General features: G+C 39.0%; 23 protein-coding genes. 2 read left to right on the top strand and 21 right to left on the bottom strand.

What is annotated here, in order from left to right:
- Position 1 precedes the first annotated feature (1 nt).
- From sdaAA to BANA01_RS03330, 4 genes are all read right to left on the bottom strand, one after another.
- Positions 2–880 (bottom strand): L-serine ammonia-lyase, iron-sulfur-dependent, subunit alpha, encoded by an 879-nt coding sequence (gene sdaAA, locus BANA01_RS03345; RefSeq protein WP_063251640.1) that lies wholly within the window; start codon positions 878–880, stop codon positions 2–4.
- Positions 881–918: 38 nt separating this feature from the next.
- Positions 919–1581, bottom strand: coding sequence for an L-serine ammonia-lyase, iron-sulfur-dependent subunit beta (gene sdaAB / locus BANA01_RS03340; protein WP_063251639.1), 663 nt, complete (start codon positions 1579–1581; stop codon positions 919–921).
- Between the two features lie 102 nt (positions 1582–1683).
- Positions 1684–3366 carry a DAK2 domain-containing protein gene (locus tag BANA01_RS03335; protein ID WP_063251638.1) on the bottom strand — a complete coding sequence of 561 codons (1683 nt, stop codon included), beginning with the start codon at positions 3364–3366 and terminating at the stop codon, positions 1684–1686.
- Between the two features lie 36 nt (positions 3367–3402).
- Positions 3403–3765 carry an Asp23/Gls24 family envelope stress response protein gene (locus tag BANA01_RS03330; protein ID WP_063251637.1) on the bottom strand — a complete coding sequence of 121 codons (363 nt, stop codon included), beginning with the start codon at positions 3763–3765 and terminating at the stop codon, positions 3403–3405.
- Between the two features lie 247 nt (positions 3766–4012).
- Here BANA01_RS03330 and rpmB point away from each other — a divergent pair, with 247 nt between their 5' ends.
- Positions 4013–4201, top strand: coding sequence for a 50S ribosomal protein L28 (gene rpmB / locus BANA01_RS03325; RefSeq protein ID WP_045515302.1), 189 nt, complete (start codon positions 4013–4015; stop codon positions 4199–4201).
- Positions 4202–4302: 101 nt separating this feature from the next.
- Here the strand turns inward: rpmB and spoVM are convergent, their stop codons facing one another.
- The 17 genes from spoVM to BANA01_RS03240 all read right to left on the bottom strand — a co-directional run bounded on the left by spoVM (position 4303) and on the right by BANA01_RS03240 (position 22075).
- Positions 4303–4386 carry a stage V sporulation protein SpoVM gene (gene spoVM / locus BANA01_RS03320; protein WP_035445740.1) on the bottom strand — a complete coding sequence of 28 codons (84 nt, stop codon included), beginning with the start codon at positions 4384–4386 and terminating at the stop codon, positions 4303–4305.
- A 96-nt stretch (positions 4387–4482) separates the two neighbouring features.
- Positions 4483–5130 (bottom strand): thiamine diphosphokinase, encoded by a 648-nt coding sequence (locus BANA01_RS03315; protein WP_063251636.1) that lies wholly within the window; start codon positions 5128–5130, stop codon positions 4483–4485.
- Positions 5131–5187: 57 nt separating this feature from the next.
- Positions 5188–5832 (bottom strand): ribulose-phosphate 3-epimerase, encoded by a 645-nt coding sequence (rpe, locus tag BANA01_RS03310; RefSeq protein ID WP_063251635.1) that lies wholly within the window; start codon positions 5830–5832, stop codon positions 5188–5190.
- A 1-nt stretch (position 5833) separates the two neighbouring features.
- Positions 5834–6715, bottom strand: coding sequence for a ribosome small subunit-dependent GTPase A (rsgA, locus tag BANA01_RS03305; protein ID WP_063251634.1), 882 nt, complete (start codon positions 6713–6715; stop codon positions 5834–5836).
- Between the two features lie 18 nt (positions 6716–6733).
- Positions 6734–8701, bottom strand: a complete 1968-nt coding sequence (gene pknB, locus BANA01_RS03300; RefSeq protein ID WP_063251633.1) for a Stk1 family PASTA domain-containing Ser/Thr kinase — start codon at positions 8699–8701, stop codon at positions 6734–6736.
- On the bottom strand, positions 8701–9453 hold the full coding sequence (locus BANA01_RS03295) for a Stp1/IreP family PP2C-type Ser/Thr phosphatase (protein WP_063251660.1): 753 nt from the start codon (positions 9451–9453) through the stop codon (positions 8701–8703). Before BANA01_RS03295 ends, pknB begins: the two co-directional genes overlap by 1 nt.
- A 5-nt stretch (positions 9454–9458) precedes the next feature.
- Positions 9459–10550, bottom strand: coding sequence for a dual-specificity RNA methyltransferase RlmN (gene rlmN, locus BANA01_RS03290; protein ID WP_063251632.1), 1092 nt, complete (start codon positions 10548–10550; stop codon positions 9459–9461).
- 3 nt (positions 10551–10553) lie between these two features.
- A complete protein-coding gene (gene rsmB / locus BANA01_RS03285) occupies positions 10554–11903 on the bottom strand; it encodes a 16S rRNA (cytosine(967)-C(5))-methyltransferase RsmB (RefSeq protein WP_063251631.1) in 1350 nt (449 codons plus the stop codon).
- Between the two features lies 1 nt (position 11904).
- A complete protein-coding gene (fmt, locus tag BANA01_RS03280; RefSeq protein WP_063251630.1) occupies positions 11905–12849 on the bottom strand; it encodes a methionyl-tRNA formyltransferase in 945 nt (314 codons plus the stop codon).
- Complete coding sequence (def, locus tag BANA01_RS03275) at positions 12846–13331, bottom strand: peptide deformylase (protein ID WP_063251629.1); 486 nt, start codon at positions 13329–13331, stop codon at positions 12846–12848. Before def ends, fmt begins: the two co-directional genes overlap by 4 nt.
- Positions 13332–13447: 116 nt before the next feature.
- On the bottom strand, positions 13448–15859 hold the full coding sequence (gene priA / locus BANA01_RS03270) for a primosomal protein N' (protein WP_063251628.1): 2412 nt from the start codon (positions 15857–15859) through the stop codon (positions 13448–13450).
- Positions 15846–17066, bottom strand: coding sequence for a bifunctional phosphopantothenoylcysteine decarboxylase/phosphopantothenate--cysteine ligase CoaBC (gene coaBC / locus BANA01_RS03265; RefSeq protein WP_063251627.1), 1221 nt, complete (start codon positions 17064–17066; stop codon positions 15846–15848). The genes priA and coaBC overlap by 14 nt, the downstream gene beginning before the upstream one ends.
- Before the next feature lie 140 nt (positions 17067–17206).
- A complete protein-coding gene (rpoZ, locus tag BANA01_RS03260) occupies positions 17207–17452 on the bottom strand; it encodes a DNA-directed RNA polymerase subunit omega (protein ID WP_063251626.1) in 246 nt (81 codons plus the stop codon).
- On the bottom strand, positions 17453–18067 hold the full coding sequence (gmk, locus tag BANA01_RS03255) for a guanylate kinase (RefSeq protein WP_063251625.1): 615 nt from the start codon (positions 18065–18067) through the stop codon (positions 17453–17455).
- Between the two features lie 10 nt (positions 18068–18077).
- Positions 18078–18341 carry an extracellular matrix/biofilm regulator RemA gene (remA, locus tag BANA01_RS03250; protein ID WP_063251624.1) on the bottom strand — a complete coding sequence of 88 codons (264 nt, stop codon included), beginning with the start codon at positions 18339–18341 and terminating at the stop codon, positions 18078–18080.
- A gap of 59 nt (positions 18342–18400) precedes the next feature.
- Positions 18401–19276 carry a YicC/YloC family endoribonuclease gene (locus BANA01_RS03245; protein ID WP_063251623.1) on the bottom strand — a complete coding sequence of 292 codons (876 nt, stop codon included), beginning with the start codon at positions 19274–19276 and terminating at the stop codon, positions 18401–18403.
- Between the two features lie 120 nt (positions 19277–19396).
- On the bottom strand, positions 19397–22075 hold the full coding sequence (locus tag BANA01_RS03240) for a calcium-translocating P-type ATPase, SERCA-type (protein WP_063251622.1): 2679 nt from the start codon (positions 22073–22075) through the stop codon (positions 19397–19399).
- Positions 22076–22267: 192 nt separating this feature from the next.
- On the opposite strand from BANA01_RS03240, the gene BANA01_RS03235 reads away from it, so the two are divergent.
- Positions 22268–23977, top strand: a complete 1710-nt coding sequence (locus BANA01_RS03235) for an Rqc2 family fibronectin-binding protein (RefSeq protein ID WP_063251621.1) — start codon at positions 22268–22270, stop codon at positions 23975–23977.

The following is a 23977-nucleotide window of genomic DNA, read 5'->3' as shown; positions in this document are numbered from 1 at the left end:
CTTATACGCGCGGAATACCGAAGATCTTAGCCTCGAGTTCACGACCTGTCGGAGTTGCCGCCAACCCTCCCTGTGCGGTTTCTTTTAACGCTGTCGGCATTGATTGTCCGATTTTGTACATGGCATCAATGACTTCATCACATGGAATTCTGCTTGTAATGCCTGCTAAAGCCATATCTGCAGCCACCATCGCATTGGCTGCACCCATTGCATTTCTTTTTACACATGGTACTTCGACAAGGCCCGCAACAGGATCACAGACAAGACCAAGCATATTTTTTAATGTAATGGCCATAGCTTCAGCACATTGCTCTGGAGTGCCGCCTGCCATTTCAACAATAGCGGCTGCGGCCATACCTGAAGCAGAACCAACCTCTGCTTGACAACCGCCTGCTGCACCTGAAATCGAAGCATTGTTCGCAACAACAAAACCAAAAGCTCCTGCTGTAAAAAGAAATGCCACCATTTCCTCTCTAGACGGATTTAGTTTTTCTTTTACTGCAAATAGTGTGCCCGGTACAACACCAGCTGAACCTGCAGTTGGTGTAGCACAAATGGTACCCATTGCTGCATTTACTTCATTCGTAGCAACGGCTTTGCTCACAGCATCAAGTACGGTTTTACCTGAAAGGAAGTTGCCTTTTTCAATATATTTTTGCATAAGGACAGCGTCTCCTCCGGTTAAACCAGAGTGCGATTTTACTCCTTTTATCCCCCGCTCAACCGCTTCTTCCATAACCCTTAAATTACGGTCCATAAAAGCAAGCACTTCCTCCCGGGTACGTCCGGTTACTTCCATTTCTTGCTCAATCATAATTTCAGAGATTTTTTTATTTTTACTAATCGCAAGCTCAACTAACTCTGCAACATTTCGAAACAATTGCCTTCCCCCTTGTTGTTAATATGGTCAACGTCTAGCTAATCCACAATCTTTGTTACCTTCAGAATGTTTGGTAATTGTTCTAATTCTTGAATAACAATTTTATCTATGTTTTGGTCTACTTCAATGGTCATAAGAGCAAGCTTTCCAATTTCTTTTCTTGATACTTCCATATGACCAATATTAATTTCGTATTTTGCCAATACATTCGAAACACTCGCAATGGCACCAAAACGATCATTATGAACCACTAATATTGCTGGATGGTTTCCTGATAATTTCAATTCAAAACCGTTTAACTCGGTTATTTCAATTTTGCCTCCGCCAATCGAGATTCCTACCAGCTCTAATTCGCCTTTATCATCACCGATGATTACTCTCGCTGTATTTGGATGATCCGTAATGGCTTCTTCTTCTATAAATCGAAGTTTAATACCCCGTTCCTTCGCTATATCAATTGCATTTATGATTCTTACGTCATCGGTATCAAAATCTAACAAACCACCAATAATCGCAACATCCGTCCCATGTCCTTTATACGTCTTAGCAAACGAGCCGTATAATGATATATTTGCCCATTTTGGTTCCCTGCCAAATAAACTCCTTGCAACTCTGCCTATTCTGGCAGCACCAGCAGTATGCGAGCTAGATGGCCCAATCATAACGGGTCCAATTATGTCAAACACGCTTCTATATTTCATTCGTCTTCTCCCCCTAGGACAAATAAATCTTTTTCGTTATCCATTTATATTTATAACACAGAAAAAAGAAAAAAGAAGGGTTTCCCCTTCTAATTTTATCACTTATTCAATTGCAAAGATAAATGAATATAATGGTTGTTTTCCATTATGAAGTTCTACTTCTACGTCATCAAAATTCTCTTCTACAAACGCTGTTAGTGCATTAACCTCTTCCTGGGTTACGTCTTCACCATAAATGATGGTTAAAATTTCCGAATCACTATCCACCATCTCAGCAAGCAAATCTTCTGCAACTTTTGCTTTATCCTTGTTTTTTACAACAATTTTACCTTCTGCAATTCCCATGAAATCATCTTTTTCAATTTCTAACCCGTCGATTTGGGTATCGCGAACTGCAAATGTAATTTGACCCGTTTTCACATGCTGCATAGCTTCTGTCATAGCAGCTTCATTCGCCAATACACTTCCAGCTGGATTAAATGCTAAAAGTGCAGATAAACCTTGAGGGACTGTTTTAGACGGGATTACATAAATTTCTTCATCTGATACATCCGCCGCTTGCTGCGCCGCCATAATAATATTTTTATTATTCGGGAGAATAAATACTTTTTTCGCATTCACTTCTTTAACGGCTTTAACAATATCCTCTGTACTCGGATTCATCGTTTGTCCGCCTTCAATAACCGCATGTGCACCGATACTTTTGAATAAGTCAGCAATACCAGAACCCATTGACACAGTAACAATCCCATACTCCTGCTGTTCTTTAGGAACTTGAGGTTTATCAGAAACTAACGGTGTGTGTGTTTCTCCAACAATATTAGAATGCTGCTGTCTCATATTTTCAATTTTAATATTGATTAGGCTTCCGTATCGCTGTCCGTAGCTTAGGCAATCACCAGGCTGTTCAGAATGAATATGTACCTTCACAACCTCGTCATCGGCAATAACTAGTAAGGAATCACCAAGTTTACTAAGATCATTCCTGTAAACCTGTTCGTCAAACGGATGCTTTGCCAGCTTTGCGTCTTCAAACTTGACCATAAATTCTGTGCAATAGCCAAATACAATATCTTCCGTATTTATATGACCTTGAACACTTTTATGATGTTCCGCACTGACCATTTCGTCCATAGAAGGATAGGCTTCAGGCGAATCTGGCAGTTTCTCGCCTTTTAGTTCTGCTAGAAATCCTTCATAAACAAAAACTAGCCCTTGGCCACCGCTATCGACAACTCCAACTTCTTTTAAAACCGGAAGCAGGTCTGGTGTACGCTTTAGCGATGCTTTTGCTTCTTTTAAAACCTCTTCCATTATCTCGATAATATCGTTCGATTTTTGGGAAGCCTGAACACCTCTTTTTGCAGAATCCTTTGCAACCGTTAAAATCGTTCCTTCTACCGGCTTCATTACCGCTTTATAGGCTGTTTCGACACCTGTTTCTAATGCTGCTGCAAATTCTACACCAGAGATCGCTGCTTTGGTTTCAATTGCTTTTGAAAATCCACGAAATAATTGGGAAAGGATAACCCCGGAGTTGCCTCGAGCCCCCATAAGTAAACCCTTTGATAGAGCAACTCCTACCTTACCAATATGTTCCTGGACATTATTTTTTACTTCCTTTGCCCCTGAGGTCATTGATAAATTCATATTCGTTCCAGTATCACCATCGGGCACAGGAAAAACGTTTAATGCATCCACCATTTTCGCATTGGTTCCCAGGTGATTCGCACCTTGAATCACCATTTCTGCAAAACGTTTTCCATCTAAAGCTGTAATAGACACAAACTTTCCTCCTCTACTAGCGGTTCGTTACACCACTTATGGGTTCGTCACACGAACTCCCTGAACGTAAATATTTACCGAGTCAACGGCAAGTCCAACGGTCTTATCAAGTGTGTATTTCACCTTTGATTGCACGTTATGAGCAACCTCGGAAATCTTTGTTCCATAGCTGACAATTATATACATATCAATATGTACTTCTTCATTCTCTTGGCGAACAATAACTCCACGAGTAAAATTCTCTCTTCTTAAAATTTCTGTAAGACCGTCTTTTATTTGGCTCTTTGATGCCATACCGACAATACCATAACAATCGATAGCGGCACCTCCAGCGATGGTGGCGATTACTTCATTTGAAATATCAATTTGTCCGAACTTAGTTTTTAATTCGATGGACATGAATCGTTCCCCCTTTTGGAAATTGCTCCTTGACTAAAGTAATTTTACTATAGTGAAGAAAAATTTGAAAGCGATACTTTCTTCTTATAGTATTTACAAACAATAACATAGCATGTCAAGGTATTTTTCTTGAAAGGTTTATTAATCACTCTTGCATTCAAACTGGTTGTATGATAAATTATTAAAGTATCTTTAGACAATAACGTAAATGCTGTATAAAGCTTTGGGTATTAAGGAGGGAATCATTATGCCACGTAAATGTGTTGTAACTGGAAAGAAAACTACAACTGGTAACGCACGTTCTCACGCTATGAACGCTAACAAGCGTACATGGGGTGCTAACCTACAAAAAGTACGTATTCTTGTTGATGGAAAGCCTAAGCGTGTTTGGGTTTCTACAAGAGCGTTAAGAGCTGGTAAAGTAGAACGCGTTTAATATGTCAGGGCATCCTTCGAGAGGGTGCCCTTTCTTACTATCTTACCCCTATTTCCTCAAAATAAAAAAGCACCCATCAAATAGGTGCTTAAACAGATTCTCTATTCATTCTTTTTAAATGCACCGATCATCGCTCGGACAAGTCCACCTAAAAACTTTGGCAGTTTAATTGTATAAAACTTCATTTATGTCCCTCCTCACCATCTCACACATCTAACATCTCTCGTACGCCCTTACTATTTTATTCAAACGAACGAAATCAGTACCTCAAAAAAATTGTATTAATCATTACTTCTTATCACTAATAATATGCCTTCTGAAAATGAAAAAGTACCATAATCACTAATAAGTTCATTACTAATACATAGTGTAGAGCCGATGGAAATATGACGATTTTCCAATGGATATTTAAAGCCACGAAGAGTGAGACCTTTTATCTCAAGGGTAAGAGGAACAAAAGAAATATACTTTTTATCTACCCTCTTTTCAATTTTATAACGTCCCGGTCCTTTTAATGATAAAATATTTTGATTATCAATAAGAACAATATTTATCTCATGTTCTGCCATCATCGGTTTCACCAGCAAGTGAATATTCGCTAAAAGATGGTCTAATCTCCCTCCAGTCGCTCCAAAAATACGGATGGAAGCAGGCTTTTGTTCTATGGCCCAATTCAAAGCAAGCTCCATATCTGTTTCATTTTTTTCAGGCTTATACCTTTTCAGTTCTTTTACATGATTTTCAATTACCAGTAACTCGTCTTTGGAAACAGAATCGAAGTCGCCAAAAGCAATCGCAGGTGTAATATCCTTATTAATGAGAGTATATACCCCGCGGTCCACACCAACCCAAATGTCATTTTCACTAGTGTATGTATGTAAATTGGGAAGGAACTCTACAGGACCTCCTGCCAAGATATTTATATTCATTTTATGCCCCCTGTTTTTTCTACGCAAAAAGCCAGCATTTAGCCGGCTTTTCACTTTTTATCCTCTTAATAATGAGATGGCTGTTGCGTAGTCCTCTTGATCATAAATAGCAGATCCAGCCACAAGAACGGTAGCCCCTGCCTCTACACAAAGTTTCGCAGTCTCAGGATTTACTCCGCCATCTATTTCGATCTCAATTTCTTTTCCTATTGAGTCTGCCATTTCCTTTACTTTTTTAATTTTAGGCAGAACCTCAGGTATGAATTTTTGGCCCCCGAACCCTGGATTTACGGACATTAACAGCACCATATCAATATCATTCAAAATATGCTGAATGGTTTCAACAGGAGTAGCTGGATTCAAGACCACCCCTGCTTTAATCCCAAATGATTTAATATGATGAATCGTCCGGTGAAGGTGCCGGCATGCTTCAACATGTACTGTAATATAATCTGCTCCAGCTTTAGCAAAATTCTCTATATATTGGTCAGGGTTTTCAATCATTAAATGGACATCTAGAGGAAGCTTTGTCACAGGTCGAATCGCCTCCACAATTAATGGTCCTATCGTAATGTTTGGAACGAAATGACCATCCATAACATCAACATGAATATAGTCAGCCCCAGCCTTTTCAACTGCCATGATTTCATCACCTAATTTAGCAAAATCAGCAGAAAGGATGGAAGGTGCAATTTTCAGCATTTTAATACCTCGGCTTTCTTTCTTTTATTTCTTGAAGGAAATCAACATAATGTTGATAGCGATATTGAGTAATTGTTTGTGTCTCAACCGCTGCTTTCACTGCACATTTAGGCTCACTTATATGTAAACAGGCTCGAAATTTACATTTTTCGCTTTCTCTTGCGATCTCCGGAAAGCAATAGGTTAACTCTTCAGCTTCAATATCGGTGAATTCTAAAGAACTAAATCCCGGTGTATCAGCAATGAGGCCATTACCTATGCTAATTAATTCAACATGCCGGGTGGTGTGCTTTCCCCTGCCTAAATGTGAGGAAATATCGTTGGTTTTCAGTTCAAGTTCAGGTCGCAACACATTCAAAAGTGACGATTTTCCCACACCTGATTGACCTGCAAAAACGGATATTTTATCTTCTACATGCGGAGTTAAACCCTCAATACCCGCTTCTGTTTCAGATGAAGTTAGTAATACTTCATAACCAATATTTCTGTATTGTTCAGCATATTCTTTAATGGCCTCTTTTTCTTTCTCTTTGGTTAAATCCATTTTTGTAATGCAAATAAGTGGTTTAATATGATTATATTCTACAAGGACGAGAAAACGGTCTAATAAAACGGTACTAAAATCAGGTTCGACAGCGGAAAAGACAAGAATGGCCTGATCGACATTTGCAATAGGCGGCCGAACCAGTTCATTCTTCCTTTCCTTAACCTCCATAATATAACCATCACGTTCATTCTCAGCCTGAAAAATGACCTCATCACCGACTAGTGGTGTAATTTTGTTTTTCCGAAAAACACCTCTTCCCCGGCACTGAATCATTACTCCATCGTGCAGTACGTAATAAAAACCACTTAATGCTTTTACAATTTTCCCTTCAGGCATAGCCACACTCCTTGAAGTTTATTCTAACTCTTGATAATTCAACGTTTCTTGTGCAATAACTCTATCGTCAAGTTGAACTCTATAACCGCCTTTTCCATTGAATGGAATTTTCAATGTAATTGGAATTCTGGTTGTTGAAGTAATTTCAAAGTCTTCTGCAGGCTCAGTCATACTATGAGTCATATCCTCGATATAAATAAGGACTCTCTGTTTTTGCCCAGGTATTATAGGGTTGTACTCAATAGTGATATCTCTCGTTACATCTTTTGGCGGTTTTTCTTCCTTGCCTTTTGAAATAACAACAGAAACCTTGTCACCCATTTTCATTTCCGTATTAGGCAGAGGTGACTGAGAAATAATACTTCCCTTCGGAACCAACTCATCAAACTTTTCTTCTGAAATTTCAAATTTAAGTCCAACAGAATCTAAATATTCCTGTGCACCCTTTGTGCTGTATTGTGTTAAGTCTCTTAGGACGATTGGTTCGGGTCCCTTACTTACTTCCAATATTAATATTGTTTCATCAGGTATTATTTCTTGACCTGCTTCAGGTTCTTGGTTAAGAATGGTACCAGCTTCACTTTCATCAAATACTTCAGTAATAGTAATATCTTTAAAGTTCAGCTCATCCAATAAAGGACTTACATCCTTATAGTTTCTTTCAACATAATCTTCTAATTCTATCTTTTCCTTACCAGTACTTACAAATATTTTAACAGAAGTATTCTCTTTTACTGTACTTTCCGCTTCAGGACTGGTTTTTATAACTTTACCCTCTTCGATTTCATCATCAGGTATTTCTTCTTCCTCGCCAGCCTTTAGGCCTGCTGCTTCCAATTTGGCAATGGCTTCATCCAATTCCATCCCGCTGATATCAGGTATGCTTACATCTTTAGGGGATAATAAGTCTGGTAAAACTGTAATAGTGAATAATCCCAGCAATAATAACAATAAAAAGGTTGAAATTAATATAATAGGCCACTTTTTACGTTTTTTCTTGTCTTTCGTTGTATTTACTGAATCTTTTTTGACATTGTCTGAGATTTTATCACTATGTACTAAGGTTTCATCAAGATTTTGCAATGGACGGTCATTCGTTATAATAGGAATCGCTTTAGTTGCTTCATCATCAATAGGAATTACAAATTTAGCTTCATTTATTCTCTCTGAATCAAGTGCAGTCCTTAAATCGTCCTCCATTTCATCTACACTGTTATACCGATGAAAGGAATCCTTGGCAGTCGCCTTTAACACGATATTTTCAACACTTTGGGGGACGTTCGGATTCCACCTTCTTACGGAAGGAGTTTCTGATTGCAAATGTTTTAATGCAATCGAGACTGCAGATTCACCTGAAAAAGGAAGTCTGCCCGTTAATAATTCAAACATGACTATTCCAAGAGAATAAATATCCGATTTCCTATTTGCCATGCCTCCACGTGCTTGTTCTGGTGACAAATAGTGTACCGAACCCAAGACAGAGTTAGTTTGGGTAATACTTGTTGCACTAAGAGCCATCGCAATGCCAAAATCCGTTATTTTCACATTCCCAAAACGATCAACAAGAATATTTTGAGGCTTGATATCCCTGTGGATAATATGATTTTGATGAGCATGAGAAATAGCAGAGGTTAATTGTTTCATAATATCAATTGTTTCTTCAACTTGTAACGGTGAATTGTGTTGTATGTATTGTTTAAGTGTTTGACCTTCAACATATTCCATTACAATAAAATAAAGATCATCCTCTTCTCCCACATCATAAATACTTACGATACTTGGGTGAGCTAAGCTTGTCGCTGATTGTGCTTCCCTGCGAAACCTGCGAATAAATTCCTCATCATTGGCAAAATCAAGGCGAAGCATTTTCACGGCTACATCACGGTCAAGAATCATGTCGTGGGCTAAATAGACATTTGCCATTCCGCCGCCGCCAATCATTTCTAACACCTTATATCGACCGCTTAAACGTTTTCCAATCAACATTATAAACCACCCTCGCTGGTATCAGAAAACTCTACAATTGCTAGTGAAATGTTATCCTCGCCGCCACGCTCATTTGCAATCGAGATTAGCGTATTTGCTTTTCTCTCTAAATCATCTTTGTTCTTTAGAATATCAGCAATTTCGCTTTCACTTACTTTGTTCGAAAGTCCGTCAGAGCATAATAAGAGGTTGTCTCCTTCTTCAAAAGTAATGGTTTTAATATCTATTGATATATTCTGTTCAGTGCCGAGAGCCCTCATAATAACATTTTTTCTAGGATGATGTTCGGCATCCTCTTTCGATATTTGCCCGGTACGAACTAATTCATTCACTAGGGTATGATCTTCAGTCAATTGCTGAAATCCCGATTCATTTAAAATATAACAACGACTGTCTCCAACATGTGCAATGGTTGCAAATATATGTGTGGTAATGACAGCTTCAATCGTTGTACCCATTCCATCACATTCATCGTGACTGTTTGCATGGTCAAATAAAACCCTATTCACTTGAATAATCTTTGATTTTAACCATTCTTCTGCTTGTTCGGCCGTTTGAATCCCTTCGGATTCCTCCCACATCTCTTTTAATGTGGTTAATGTCATGCTGCTGGCAACGTCACCAGCACGGTGACCGCCCATACCATCAGCTACGATGGCAAGGCGCTGCCCGTCTCGATTTAAGAATATACCAACACTATCTTCGTTATTCTTTCGAATTCTCCCTACATCCGTCTTATACACAGCTTTCAACGCTGTCACCTCGTCTCTTCTTTTCGCTCCTTTGCACGAAGTTGTCCACATGCTGCGTCAATGTCGTGACCTTGCTCCCGGCGAATGGTTACATTAATACCACGGTTTTTGAGTGTTTTTTCAAATGCAAAGATTTTATCCTTAGGGGTACGTACATAGTCCCTTTCTGGCACATAATTGACCGGAATTAGATTTACATGGCATTTAAGACCTTTTAATAAGGACGCCAATTCTTCTGCATGTTCAACAGAATCATTAACACCGCCAAAGAGTCCGTATTCAAAACTAATTCGGCGCCCCGTCTTATCGATATAATACCTTACGGATTTCATTAAGTCATCTAGTTTATATGCTCTGTTAATAGGCATTAACCGAGACCTTAATTCAGTGTTAGGCGCATGAAGTGAAATCGCAAAATTAATTTGCATATTTTCATCTGCAAATTGATAAATCTTCGGTACAATACCGCTAGTTGATACTGTTATATGACGTGCACCAATCATCAATCCTTTGTCATGATTGATGATTTTTAGAAACGACATCATATTATCATAATTGTCGAAGGGTTCACCAATTCCCATAATAACAACGGAGCTGACACGCTCGTCTGTTTCGTCAAGAGCTTGCTGCACTGTTACAACCTGCGCAACAATTTCACCCGCTTCTAAATGACGCTTAAGCCCGCCAAGTGTTGAAGCACAGAATGTACAACCAATCCGGCACCCAACTTGCGTTGTTACACACACCGAATTTCCATAATCATGGCGCATTAAAACCGTCTCGATTGAGTATCCATCATGCAATTCAAACAGAAATTTAATGGTACCGTCAGAAGAAGATTGCTTTATAACCGTTTTTAATGTAGTAATCTGAAAATTGTCAGAAAGCTTGTCACGTAAACTTTTTGATAAATTATTCATATCCTCAAACGATGTAATTCTTTTTTTGTAGAGCCAGTCATAAATTTGCTCTGCTCGGAAAGGCTTTTCACCATTATTCGTCAGCCATTCCTTGAGCTCATGTAGCTGCAGGGAATAAATAGAAGTTTTTTTAATGTCCAATGTTGTATTGTTCTCAGTTGTATTTAGTTGTTCCAACTGTTACACCTTCTTTCTTAAGCATGCGATAAAGAATCCGTCAGAGCCAATATCCTGGGGAAGTATTTGTAAAAAACCATCTGTTACCAGGGGTTGGATTGCCTCAGGCATTCTTCCTTTTAATGAAGCATCTATTTCAAATTCAGGATGCTCTTGTAAAAATTTTAAGACTGTAACTTCGTTTTCTTCTTTATCTACTGTACACGTACTGTAGACAAGAATTCCACCTTTTTTCACTAAAGGTGAGACAGAGTTTAATAAATTTTGTTGGATGGTACTTAATTGATAAAGATCCTGTTCTTTTTTTGTATATTTCATGTCAGGTTTCCTTCTCATAACACCCAGCCCTGAACACGGGGCATCAAGAAGAATTCTATCAAAATATTCCTCTTGAAACTGTTCTCCTGCCTTACGTGAATCCATTGCAATTGTCCTTATATTGCCCAAACCTAAACGTTTAGCATTTTCATTAATTAATTTTACTTTATGTTCATGTAAATCAAGCGAGATCACTCCGCCAGTTAGTTTCATTTTTTCAGCAATATGCGTCGTTTTACCGCCAGGAGCGGCACATGCATCCAAAATTATTTCATTTTCATTAGGAGCTAGTGCATAGGCCGCTAGCATTGAACTTTCATCTTGTATCGTAATCATGCCTTTTTTAAATGCCCTTGAAAGTGCCAAATTTCCTTTCAATGCCCTAATGGCTTCGGGTATAATGGGACTTTTTTCAACTAGGAAGCCTTCTTCATCAAGATCCTCGATTACTTCACGGACGCTCGTTTTTGTTAGATTAACTCTTGCTGTCTGCAGTGGTGCCGTTAGATTGACCTCACACATTTCTTTCGTTCTTTCATAACCAAATTGGTCCACCCACCTCTTAACGAGCCATTCTGGGTGGCTCGTTTCAATTGATAGCTTTTCAATTGAATTACTAACCGCTTCTAACGATGGCAGTCCTTCACGCTGAATACTTCTAAGCACACCATTTACCATCCCTGAAATACCTTTGTGACCTCGTTTTTTGGCAATTTCTACCGCTTCAAATATAGCAGCTCTATCTGGAATTTTATCAAGGTATACCATTTGATAGAGGGTTATCCTTAGTAGCTGACGCACCCAATTTTCCAACTTTTTGCTATTTTTAATGAATGGTTTTAGAAAGTAATCTAATGCCATCCGTCTTTGTAATGTTCCATATGTTAACTCAGTTAGTAAACCGATATCAATAGGGGAAATTTTGTTTTTTTCAATGGTACTATTCAATAATAAATTACTATATGATTGGTTCTTTTCAATGTTTTCGAGTAACTCTACCGCTGCTTCACGGACATTTTTCTTTTTATTGGTCATTTTATTCTCCTAGTCTGCTGCCAACTAAGATTTTCGATCCTGCACCTCTGTAAAACTCTTCACATGACATTTTCTTTTTTCCAGATGGCTGCAGTTCTATAATCTTAATTGCAGTGTCATCACCCGTTGATACCGTTATACCATCAGGTTCGTTTTTTATGACTGTCCCAGGCTCCTCTATTTTTGTACCCGCGACCTTTTCTGAACGCCAGATTTTTAACGTTTGACCATCAAGAGTGGTAAAAGCAACTGGCCAGGGGTTTAAGCCACGGATATGATTATAAATTTCTTGGCCGGTTTTGGACCAATCAATCTTTTCCTCATCACGTTTAATATTATAAGCAAATGTTGCTCTCTCATTATCCTGAGGGATAGGTGTTAATTTTCCTTTTAGTAAATTTGGCAAAGTTTCAGATAATAAGTCTGCCCCAGCCTTGCTTAACTTTGTATGAAGGGTTCCCACATTATCTTCTTCGGCAATGTCTACTTCTACTTGAGTTAATATGTCACCTGCATCCAGCTTTTCAACCATATACATAATGGTTATCCCCGTTTTCTTCTTGCCTTGAATGATAGCATAATGTATAGGTGCACCTCCCCTGAGTTCAGGAAGAAGTGAGGCGTGGACGTTAATACAACCATGTGCTGGTGCTTCTAATATTTCTTTCGGAAGTATTTGTCCAAAGGCGGCTGTAATGATTAAATCGGGATTCAAAGAAAGGATTTTTTCCTGTTCCTCTTTTTGGCGAATTTTTTCAGGTTGAAAGACAGGGATTCCATGCTTCAATGCCTCAACTTTGACAGGCGGCGGTGTTAGTACTTTTTTTCTCCCCACCGGTCGATCTGGCTGGGTAACCACACCAATAACCTCATATCCATCATCTATAATTCTTTGCAGCACGGGTACTGAGAAGTCTGGGGTACCCATAAAAACAATCCTCGTCATTCACTTTCTACTCCTTTTAACTCATCTTCTTCGAGATATCGGCTTACCTTTGATGTGAATAATACCCCGTCTAAATGATCAATTTCGTGTTGTATCGCCCTTGCGAGAAATTCATCCGCTTCGAGCGTGTATTTTTTTCCTTTACGGTCAAATGCCTCGATTGTCACATGATTTGGTCTTGTAACTTCACCAAATAGATCTGGGAAGCTTAAACACCCTTCTGGACCGGTTTGCTCTCCTGATGTATGAATAACACGAGGATTAATCATCTCAATCGTCCCTGATTCATCATCAATATCGACGATTGCAATTCGTTCATCTATCCCAATCTGTGGGGCAGCCAGACCAACACCATCGTATTGAATCATAGTGTCATACATATCATCAAGCAATTTAGCAAGCTTTTTGTCAAACTTCTCTACAGGTCTGCATTCTTTTTCAAGTACCTCAGCTGGGTACATAACAATTTTTCGTATAGCCAAAGGTGTTCCTCCATCTAAATCGTAGTTGTCCGATTTTTATCTTTATACGTAATTACTAAACATTTTCACCCAAATCACTATATCATAACCTTGGATATCAAGGATATTTGTGTATCTTACATTAAAATAAATGGGTTTACATCGATAGAAACGAGTAACCCGCTCTTTGGGTCGCTTTGATACTGGTCGAGTATTGCTTTTAACGTTTTAGTAAGCTCCGGTTCACGCTTATATTTTATTAAGCAATGATAGCGGTATCGATTATTAATTCGTGGGATTGGCGACGCCGCTGGCCCTAAAACAACTGCCTGGTTGGAAATACGGGCTCGGACAAATGCAGCAATTTTTTCCGTTGCTGAGACGACAGTCATTAACTCTTCATGACTTATGGTTATTAAGGCCAAATAGTAAAATGGCGGGTAATGATGCGCTTTTCGTATCATCATTTCCCTGTGATAGAAGCGATCATAATCCTGTGTTCCGGCCAGTTCTACACTATAGTGCTCCGGAGTATAAGTTTGGATTACCACTTCCCCGGGTAATTCATGACGTCCCGCCCTGCCGCTGACTTGTGTTAATAGCTGAAAGGTCTTTTCAGAGGAGCGGAAATCCGGTAAATGGAGCATCGTATCTGCTGAAAGGACGCCAACAAGCGTAATATTGGGAAAATCGAGTCCTTTTGCAATCATTTGTGTTCCTAAGAGAATATCTGCTTTTCCTTCATGAAATTCCTTTAACAGTCTTTCATGGGCGCCCTTTTGTCCCGTTGTATCAACATCCATACGAATCACTTTTGCTTCAGGAAGAATTTTACCAAGTTCATCTTCAACCTTTTGCGTTCCCGTCCCAAAATAGCGAATGTAATCACTTGAGCACTCAGGGCACTGGTTCGGTACATAACTCTCAAATCCACAATAATGACATTTCATTTGTTCCTTAACCTTATGATAAGTCAAGGAGATATCACAATTAGGACAATTCATCACATACCCACAATCCCTGCACATAACGAATGATGAGTGACCGCGTTTATTTAGAAATAGTACAGACTGCTCTTTTCTTTCAATTCTATCCTTCAGTAAGTCAAACAACTTTCTTGAGAACATAGATCGATTGCCTTCTCTAAGCTCTTCACGCATATCAATAATTTCTACAGCTGGAAGTGCTCTTTTATTCATTCTGTTTGGCAGAGATAATAATGTGTATACTCCTTTTTGTGCTCTCGCAAATGACTCTAGTGCTGGAGTTGCACTTCCTAAAACAACTGGACAATTATTTTTTTGGGCTCGTTCAATTGCCACATCTCGAGCATGATAGCGTGGCATTTCTTCCTGCTTATAGCTTGTTTCATGTTCCTCATCAATAATGATGATTCCCAAATTCTCAAAAGGAGCAAAGATAGCTGATCTAGCACCTACAACAACTTTAACCTCTTTACGTTGGATCTTCCGCCATTCATCATACTTTTCACCAGCAGACAGTCCGCTGTGCAAAACCGCTACTAAATTTCCAAAACGTCCCTTAAAGCGATTTACCATTTGAGGAGTTAAAGCAATTTCTGGTACAAGTACAATCGCTTCTCTGCCTTTTTCAATGACATTCTGAATGGTTTGTAAGTAAATTTCAGTTTTCCCGCTTCCAGTTACTCCATAAAGTAAAAAAACCTCATGAAGTTTATTTTCAATACTATCTAGAATCGGAACGATTGCCCGCTGCTGGTCCTCCGTCAAGGGCAGCGGCTCGGTACGTGAGAAAGTCCGATTTTCATAGGGATCACGATAAACTTCCATGTTTCGTTCAGCAAGAAATCCCTTTTCAACGAGTGCTTTTACGGTTGACGCAGATATATTTAATAGTGATAATAATTGCCGTAATTCCACCGGATCACTGTGTTCAACAAAGTATTTTAGTACTTCTTTTTGTTTGTCTGCTTTTTGAGTCAGGCTCTTATGCGCTGTTTCCAGATCTGCAGAGGAAATTAGCGGTATTATATACTTTAACTTCTTTTTCTTAAGTCTTTCTTTCACTACATAAATAACTTCTAACAGACCTTTAGCAGCTTCTCTTTGAAGGATTGGAACAAGACCATTCTTTAAGGCGTCATCCCAATTAATCGTTTCTTCATTTTTAAATGCTTCTTGAAGTTTGTCAGGTAATTGATTTGGTTTTACTCCTGCAGAAAGCTTTACTTTCTTTTCATATTTCGCTTTTAAAGCAGCTGGGAGCATTGCCTGGAAGGCATATATCTTAAAGCACAACGTATTTTCAGTCAGCCAATTACCTAGATCTAGTAATTCCTGATTTAAAACAGGTTCTAGATCCATTGGTTCAATAATTTCACGGAGTTTCTTAAATTCTGAATCTGCTTTTATCTCAGTAACAAAACCTTGAATTTTCCTTGGACCGAAGGGGACGATTACCCTCATTCCGGGCTGAATAGTCTCATGCCATTGTGCTGGTATTAAATAATCAAACGCTCTATCGGTTTGTTTTGCAGGCACATCTACAATAACACTAGCGACTTTCATTTGGTTCCAAATCCTTTGGTAATACAACGATTTCTTCGATAATTTTATGTGCAACCTCAAGCTTTGACATTAGAGGTAACTCGATTTTACTTCCGTCACGCTTAAAAAGTGTCACTATGTTTGTATCCCTGCCAAATCCTGCACCTTCTGACTTAACATTATTGGCTACAATCATATCTGCATTTTTGGCCTTTAATTTTTTTACTGCGTACTCTTCGACATTTTCCGTTTCCGCTGCGAATCCAATTAGAACTTGGTTTCTTTTCTTGGCTCCGAGCTCAAATAAAATATCTTTCGTTCTTTCGAGTTCAATCACTTTGTCCCCTGGCTGCTTTTTCATTTTATGTTCATAAGAAACTTTCGGAGTGTAATCAGCAACCGCGGCTGTTTTTATAATAATATCAGCATGATCAAAGTTGTTCATGACTGCATGATACATTTCATCTGCACTCTCAACTTTCACTATATCCACACCCACGGGGGGAGATAAATGAACCGGTCCAGAAACCAAGATTACCTTTGCGCCCTCTTTCTTCGCTGCTTCCGCAAGAGCGTATCCCATTTTTCCTGTAGAATGGTTGGTAATAAAGCGGACGGGGTCAATCCTTTCTCTCGTTGGGCCTGCAGTAATTAAAACGGTTTTCCCTTTTAACTTCAACGAGCTTTTATTTAAAAAATGCTGGTGGATTAATTCAACAATTTTTTCAGGTTCCTCTAAACGTCCCTTGCCTACATAGCCACAAGCTAAATAGCCCTCACTTGGTTCGATAAATCGATAACCATAAGCTGCCAATATCTCTATGTTCTTTTTTACTGCCGGATGGTCATACATATGTACATTCATCGCCGGAGCAATCCATACTGGAGCAGTTGCAGCGAGTAAGGTGGTGGTAATCATATTATCAGCAATGCCATTTGCCAGCTTACCTATCGTATTGGCTGTCGCAGGTGCCACAAGTATTAAATCCGCCCAATCAGCTAAATCAATGTGTGCAATCACACCGGGATTTTTCTCTTCAAATGTATCGGTATACACATCATTTCGGGATAACGCCTGAAAAGTTAACGGGGAAACAAATTTTACTGCAGAGTCACTAAGGATTACTTTTACCTTAGCGCCAGCTTGGACAAGTTTGCTTGTAAGAGCTGCTGCTTTATATACCGCAATTCCACCTGACACACATAATAAAACCTTTTTATCTAACATCTCGTATCCCCCACTTCTCTATTCCACAAATATCTATTCTTTTATTATGCTAGAAACACTTTGTTTTTTCATCTTTTTCAACCGCTTTTCGACAAAAAACAAAAAAAGTCTGACATCCTGCCGTCAGACCTTCTCGTTTACTACTTGCCTATATTACTATCTTTACCGTAGACAGCACCTGTTTCTGATTTTTTGGGAATTCGGTATGTCAGCTCACCGCTGTAGATTTCCTCTAAGGCTTTTCCTACATGTTTATAGGAAACATATTTAGGTAATCTTTCATCATGTGTTTGCTGCATGGAACGAGCACGTTTTGCCGCAACAGAAACTAGTGAGTATTTTGAGTCAATTTTATTAAGTAATGAATCAATCGAAGGATATAACATTTATTCAACCTCCAGTAATTTTTTATATCGGTGTTCTACGCGTTCTCGGCGGCAATGTTCCGCAACAACGATTGCTTTTACACGTTCACATGCCAATTCTACCTGGTCATTTTCCACAACATAATCGTATAATTCCATCATTTCAATTTCTTCACGAGCAGATAACATCCGATTGTTGATTAACTCTTCTGTTTCGGTACCTCTTGTAACAATTCGATTCTTTAACTCGGAAAGACTAGGTGGCATTAAGAAAATAAATAAACCTTCTGGAAATTTTTCTCTAACCTGTCGGGCACCCTTTACTTCAATTTCTAAGAAAACATCTTTCCCGGCGTCTAAGGTCTCTCGTACATAATCTACAGGAGTGCCATAGTAGTTGCCAACAAATTCTGCATACTCTAAAAGTTTACCTTGCTGAATTAATTCTTCGAATTCTTGACGTGACTTAAAAAAATAATCTACTCCATTTACTTCCCCAGGGCGAGGCGCGCGCGTTGTTGCAGATATTGAGTATTCAAAAGCCGTGTCCGGATGGGAAAATATTTCTTTTCTAACCGTTCCTTTTCCGACACCAGATGGACCAGAAAATACGATAAGTAATCCTTTTTCCTGCATTTTCTATATCCTACCCTTCGTCTATAATTTCATCACGGTCGCCCAAACGATGGGCAACCGTTTCAGGTTGTACAGCTGATAAAATAACATGGTCACTATCCATGACTATTACCGCACGTGTACGTCTTCCATATGTAGCATCAATCAAAGAACCCCGATCACGGGCATCTTGGATTATCCTTTTTATCGGAGCTGATTCAGGGCTTACAATTGAAATTATCCGATTGGCAGATACGATATTTCCAAAGCCAATATTAATTAATTTAATCGACATGATTATCATCCAATCATCAATAATATATTTTGGTCGAGTCAACCAGTTTCTAAACACTATTATTCAATATTTTGAACTTGTTCCTTCAGTTTCTCAAGCAAACTTTTTATTTCAACTACTTTTTTAGTAATAGTTGAATCATTTGCTTTTGACCCAATTGTATTCGCTTCCCTATTCATCTCCTGCACAAGAAAATCAAGTTTTCTTCCAATCGGCTCAATCTCGTTTAATGTTTGCTTAAATTGCTGGACGTGACTATTTAACCTTGTCAATTCCTCGTTAATATCAATTTTATCAGAAAAGATTGCCACTTCGGTTAATACACGACTTTCATCAATTTGTCCTTGTACTAATTCCTCAATTCTTTTCATTAAACGTTCTTGATAGGCGGAGACAACTTGAGGAGCGTAATCTTTTAGTTCATCTAAATTTGTATCTAGCTGTAATAAAGAAGTGAGCAAATCCTTTTTTAGCTCTTCTCCTTCGGTAACTCGCATTTGCTTACATAGTAAAACTGCTTCTTCTGTTGCTCTTAGTACTAAATTTTCCAATTCTTCGTTGCCAGCATCATTTTCTTCGATATGTAAAAATTCGTTTCGTGTTAATAAATCCTGAAGTAACACTTTTCCTTCAATATTAAATTTATTACGTGCTTCTTTAATAAACAGGTAGTATTCTTCGAGGAGTTTCCAATCAACCTGAATTTTCCGAGTAACCGCACCTTCCCCTTCTATCATTATATAAACTTCAGCCCTGCCGCGTCGAAGGTGCTGATTCAACTTTTTCTTAATCTTATCTTCTACCTTTAATAACTGCCTCGGCATCCGAACATTTATTTCACAAAAACGATGGTTGACTGTTTTTACTTCCACATTTACAGAAAAAGAGGCAGAGGAAATGCTGCTCCTCCCAAAGCCCGTCATACTTGAAACCATTAAGGACACTCCAATCTTCTGAAGATGAGCGGTTAACCTACTATGTAAAGTATTGTTTTTTTTGAAAACTAACAAAAGGTAATAGAGTCATCTCTACTACCTTTTGGATTATAACACACTTTATTTTGTTTTTCTTAACAAAAATGATCCTGCTAGTAAAAAAGTTGGGATCGAAGATAGTCCGATAATCAAAAGCCAGTCTTTTGCTAAGATTGGTAAGGTGTGAAATATTGGCTGGAATGGCGGGTAGTAAATGACTGCAATCATCAATGCAAGGGATGACACAACCGCCCAAACCAGATATTGGTTCCCAAATGGATTTCTAGATAAAACAGACTTTTCACTTCTACAATCAAACACATGAATGAGCTGCGCTAACACTAGTGTTGCGAATGCAATTGTTTGTGCATATGGTAGATTTTCAGGATTCTGTTTATAGACAATCATAAAGGCTAATAAGGTGACGATTCCAATGAGAAAACCCCTTGAGACCACTTTCCAGCCTAATCCTCGAGAAAATACACCTTCATTAGGGCTGCGCGGTTTACGTTTCATTACATCCTCTTCAGGGCGGTCCAATCCTAATGCCATTGCTGGCAGTCCATCCGTCACTAAATTAACCCAAAGGATTTGAATCGGAACTAACGGCAGTGGCAGTGCTAAGATCATAGCAAACAACATGACCAAAATTTCACCTACATTCGAAGCCAGTAAGTATCGAACAAATTTCCTTATATTTTCATATATATTTCTGCCTTCTTCAATTGCAGACTTGATTGTTGCGAAATTATCATCCAATAGTACAAGTGAAGATGCTTCTTTTGCCACGTCTGTGCCTGTAATCCCCATGGCGACACCAATATCCGCGGCTTTAATAGCCGGTGCATCATTTACACCATCACCTGTCATGGCAACAATATGACCTCTATTTTGTAAAGCCTTAACAATTTTCAATTTATGCTCTGGTGAAACACGAGCAAATACTGAAACATCGTCAACTACTTCCTCAAGTTCCTCAACGGACATGTTTGATAGAGCATTTCCATCTAGAACCATACTCTTTTTCGTTAAAATTCCCAGTTGAGCAGCGATCGCTTTAGCCGTTATTACATGATCGCCGGTGATCATTACCGTTTTTATTCCTGCTTCTTTACATTCTTTTACTGCGTCTTTAACCTCAGGTCTAGGAGGGTCAATCATTCCCTGGACACCAATAAAGGTTAATTTATTTTCCGCTTCCTGTTCGCTAAGGATCATGGTATTGGCAGGTATAGGTTTAAAGGCAATGGCGATCGTTCTTAGGGCTTTTGAAGCAAGGTTATTGATAGCTTCTTGTACTTGGTTTTGGACACTCTGTCCAAGATATTGTGTCTTACCATCCCAAAGGATGGATTCACTCTTACCTATAATTACATCCGGAGCCCCTTTTGTTACTATAAAATTCCTGCCCTGCTTGTCTTTAACATGCATACTCATCATTTTTCTCGCAGAATCAAACGGGAATTCCTTTACAATGGTAAATTCATCTAATAAATTTGTACGGTCTAATCCCGCTTTCATCGCACTAACAAGCAACGCACCTTCTGTAGGATCTCCGTCAAGAATGTAATCTTCATCTTTGATTACTAGTTCTGAATGGTTACAGATCATCCCGAAGATGAGCATTTGCTGCAAGGCTTTTTCATCTTTTGGATGAACAACCGTATTATCACGGTAAAAATCACCTCGCGGCTGATAGCCGACACCATCGACTGTCCAAGTGTTACCTCCGCTCCATAAATGGGTAACAGTCATTTTGTTTTGTGTCATAGTACCTGTTTTATCAGAACAAATAACCGACGCACAGCCGAGTGTTTCTACTGCCGGCAGCTTTCTAACTATTGCATTTTTCTTAATCATTTTTTGAACTCCAAGAGACAATGCAACCGTAACAATGGCCGGTAATCCCTCAGGAATTGCTGCAACTGCAAGAGATACACCGGCTAGGAACATTTCATATAGTTCGTGTCCCTGTAAGACTCCAACCGCAACCACAAGCACGGTTAAAACTAAAGCGACTGTAATCAAAATTTTTCCCAACTGCTCTAAACGGCGCTGCAGCGGAGTTTCCTGCGTTTCTGCATTTTGGAGTAAGTCGGCAATTTGCCCCATCGCGGTTTTCATTCCTGTACCAATAACGACTCCTACACCACTCCCCCTAGTAATCATCGTGCCCATGAAGGCTATGTTCTCCATGTCACCAATCCCTGGGTTAATTGTCTTTAAAGGATCTATATGCTTAGATACCGGCACGGACTCTCCAGTAAGTGCGGACTCTTCGATTTCTAAACTTCTAGATTCAATAATCCGTACATCGGCACCTATTCTATCTCCGCTTGAAAACTTAATAATATCTCCGGGGACAATCTCTTTAGAAGGGATTTTCACCCATTGTCCTTCCCGTAAAACAGAAACCTGTGGAGCGGATAATTCCTTTAGTGCCTGCAAGGATTTCTCAGCTCTTCTTTCCTGATAGAATCCAAGGATACCGTTAATAATGACAATAGCAATAATCGCAACGGCATCAATATATTCACCAAGCAAACCCGATAAAAGCGTAGCTGCAAGAAGTACCAGCACCATAAAATCTTTAAACTGACTAAAAAACAAGAGCAAAGCAGATTGCTTTTCCCCTTCTTGCAATTCATTATGCCCATGCTGAGCTATTCGTTTCTTTACTGCTTCTGGTGATAACCCAGACGAAAAGTCGGTATCTAAGACCTTTTCTACTTGATTTATCTCCATCTCATGGAATTTCATCCGACCATCTCACTTCCCCCTAGTTTTCTTAGACATTACTCTAAAGACAGCTTATTCAGCCTCGTCCAAAAAAATGCTATGATAATTTAGACGAGTTATGAGAACTGCATGAACAAGATAAAATAAGACATACTCATACTTTGTAAGCTATACTTAAAGAAGTAAATATGTTTGAAGTAAAGGATGTTTTTCATGTCATTTGATGGTTTATTTACAAAAGCAATGGTTGATGAACTTTCGTGCACGTTAAAGGGCGGTAGAATTAACAAGGTGCACCAGCCTTATAAAAATGAAGTAATTCTTACAATCCGTGCAAATGGAGTGAACCAAAAGCTATTATTTTCAGCTCACCCCAGCTATGCACGAGTCCAGCTTACAAATGAAGCATACGAAAACCCCAGCGAACCGCCAATGTTCTGTATGCTGCTTAGAAAGCATATTGAGGGCTATATATTAGAGGATGTGTATCAAGTAGAAAATGATCGGATGATTATTTTTGAAATCAAAGGCAGAAATGAAATCGGTGATGTCAGCTACAAACAGCTAGTCATCGAAATCATGGGAAGACACAGTAATATTGTACTGGTTGATAAAACTAGGAATATCATTCTCGACAGTGTTAAGCACGTGTCATTTGCTGTAAATAGCCACAGAGCGATCTTGCCAGGGCAGCCATATATTTACCCGCCAGAACAAAACAAACAAAACCCATTTATGGTTGGTACTGATGATATCTTGAGAAAGATTGATTTTAATAGCGGTAAGCTTGATAAGCAAATTGTTGAGCATTTTGCTGGAACCTCACCGCTTTTTGCGAAAGAAGTGATTTTCCAAAGCGGTATTGCTAACCGAGCAACCGTACCAGCTTCGTTTCTTCAATTGATACAAAGAATTAAGAGTGGAGAGTTTTTACCTTCTATTATGTCAACAGGTAATAAGGAAGTGTTCTACCTCTTTCCGCTTGAACATATTAAAGGGGAAGTGAAAAACTTCTCCACCTTAAGTGAAATGCTTGACCGCTTTTATTTCGGAAAGGCTGAAAGGGACAGGGTTAAGCAGCAAGGAAATGATATTGAGCGGTTAATCATCAATGAGAAAGAAAAAAATGAGAAAAAAATCGAAAAGTTAGAGAGCACATTAAGAGAGGCTGAGAAATCAGACCAGCTCCAACGTTTTGGGGAATTATTAACTGCAAATCTCTATGCTGCAAAAAAAGGGATGAAAGAAATCGAGGTAATTGATTATTACGATGAAATGGGCGGAAAAGTTGTAATACCATTAGATCCGCGGAAGACGCCATCAGAAAACGCTCAAAAGTATTTTTCTAAATACCAGAAAGCGAAAAACTCTGTTTCCATTGTTATTGAACAAATCGAAAAAGCACGTGAGGAAGTTCTTTATTTTGAGAATTTATTGCAGCAGGTACAATCAGCGTCCCCTAAGGACATCCAGGAAATTCGCGAGGAACTGGTGGAAGGGGGATATATCCGCGACCGTCAAAAACGAAATGCTAAAAAGATATCCAACGCGAAACCGATATTGGACCATTACCGTTCTTCTGATGGCACTGAAATAATCGTTGGAAAAAATAATAAGCAAAATGATTATTTGACCAATAAACTAGCCGCGAGAGATGAGATTTGGCTTCATACCAAAGACATTCCTGGCTCCCATGTAATCATTCGCAGCAAAGAACCATCCGAAGAAACCATCCGTGAAGCAGCGAACTTGGCTGCCTATTTTAGCAAAGCTCGAAATTCCGGTTCCGTACCGGTAGATTATACAAAGGTGCGGTATGTAAAAAAACCTAGCGGTGCAAAGCCGGGCTTTGTTATTTATGATAATCAACAGACAGTATATGTTACCCCTGAGGAAGAATTGGTTCTTAAACTTAAGAAATAA

The organism is Neobacillus niacini NBRC 15566 (assembly GCF_001591505.1).
Taxonomy (GTDB): Bacteria; Bacillota; Bacilli; order Bacillales; family Cytobacillaceae; genus Neobacillus; species Neobacillus niacini.
Note: the sequence above shows the minus strand (reverse complement) of the source record. Positions and strands in the feature narration are given on the sequence as shown.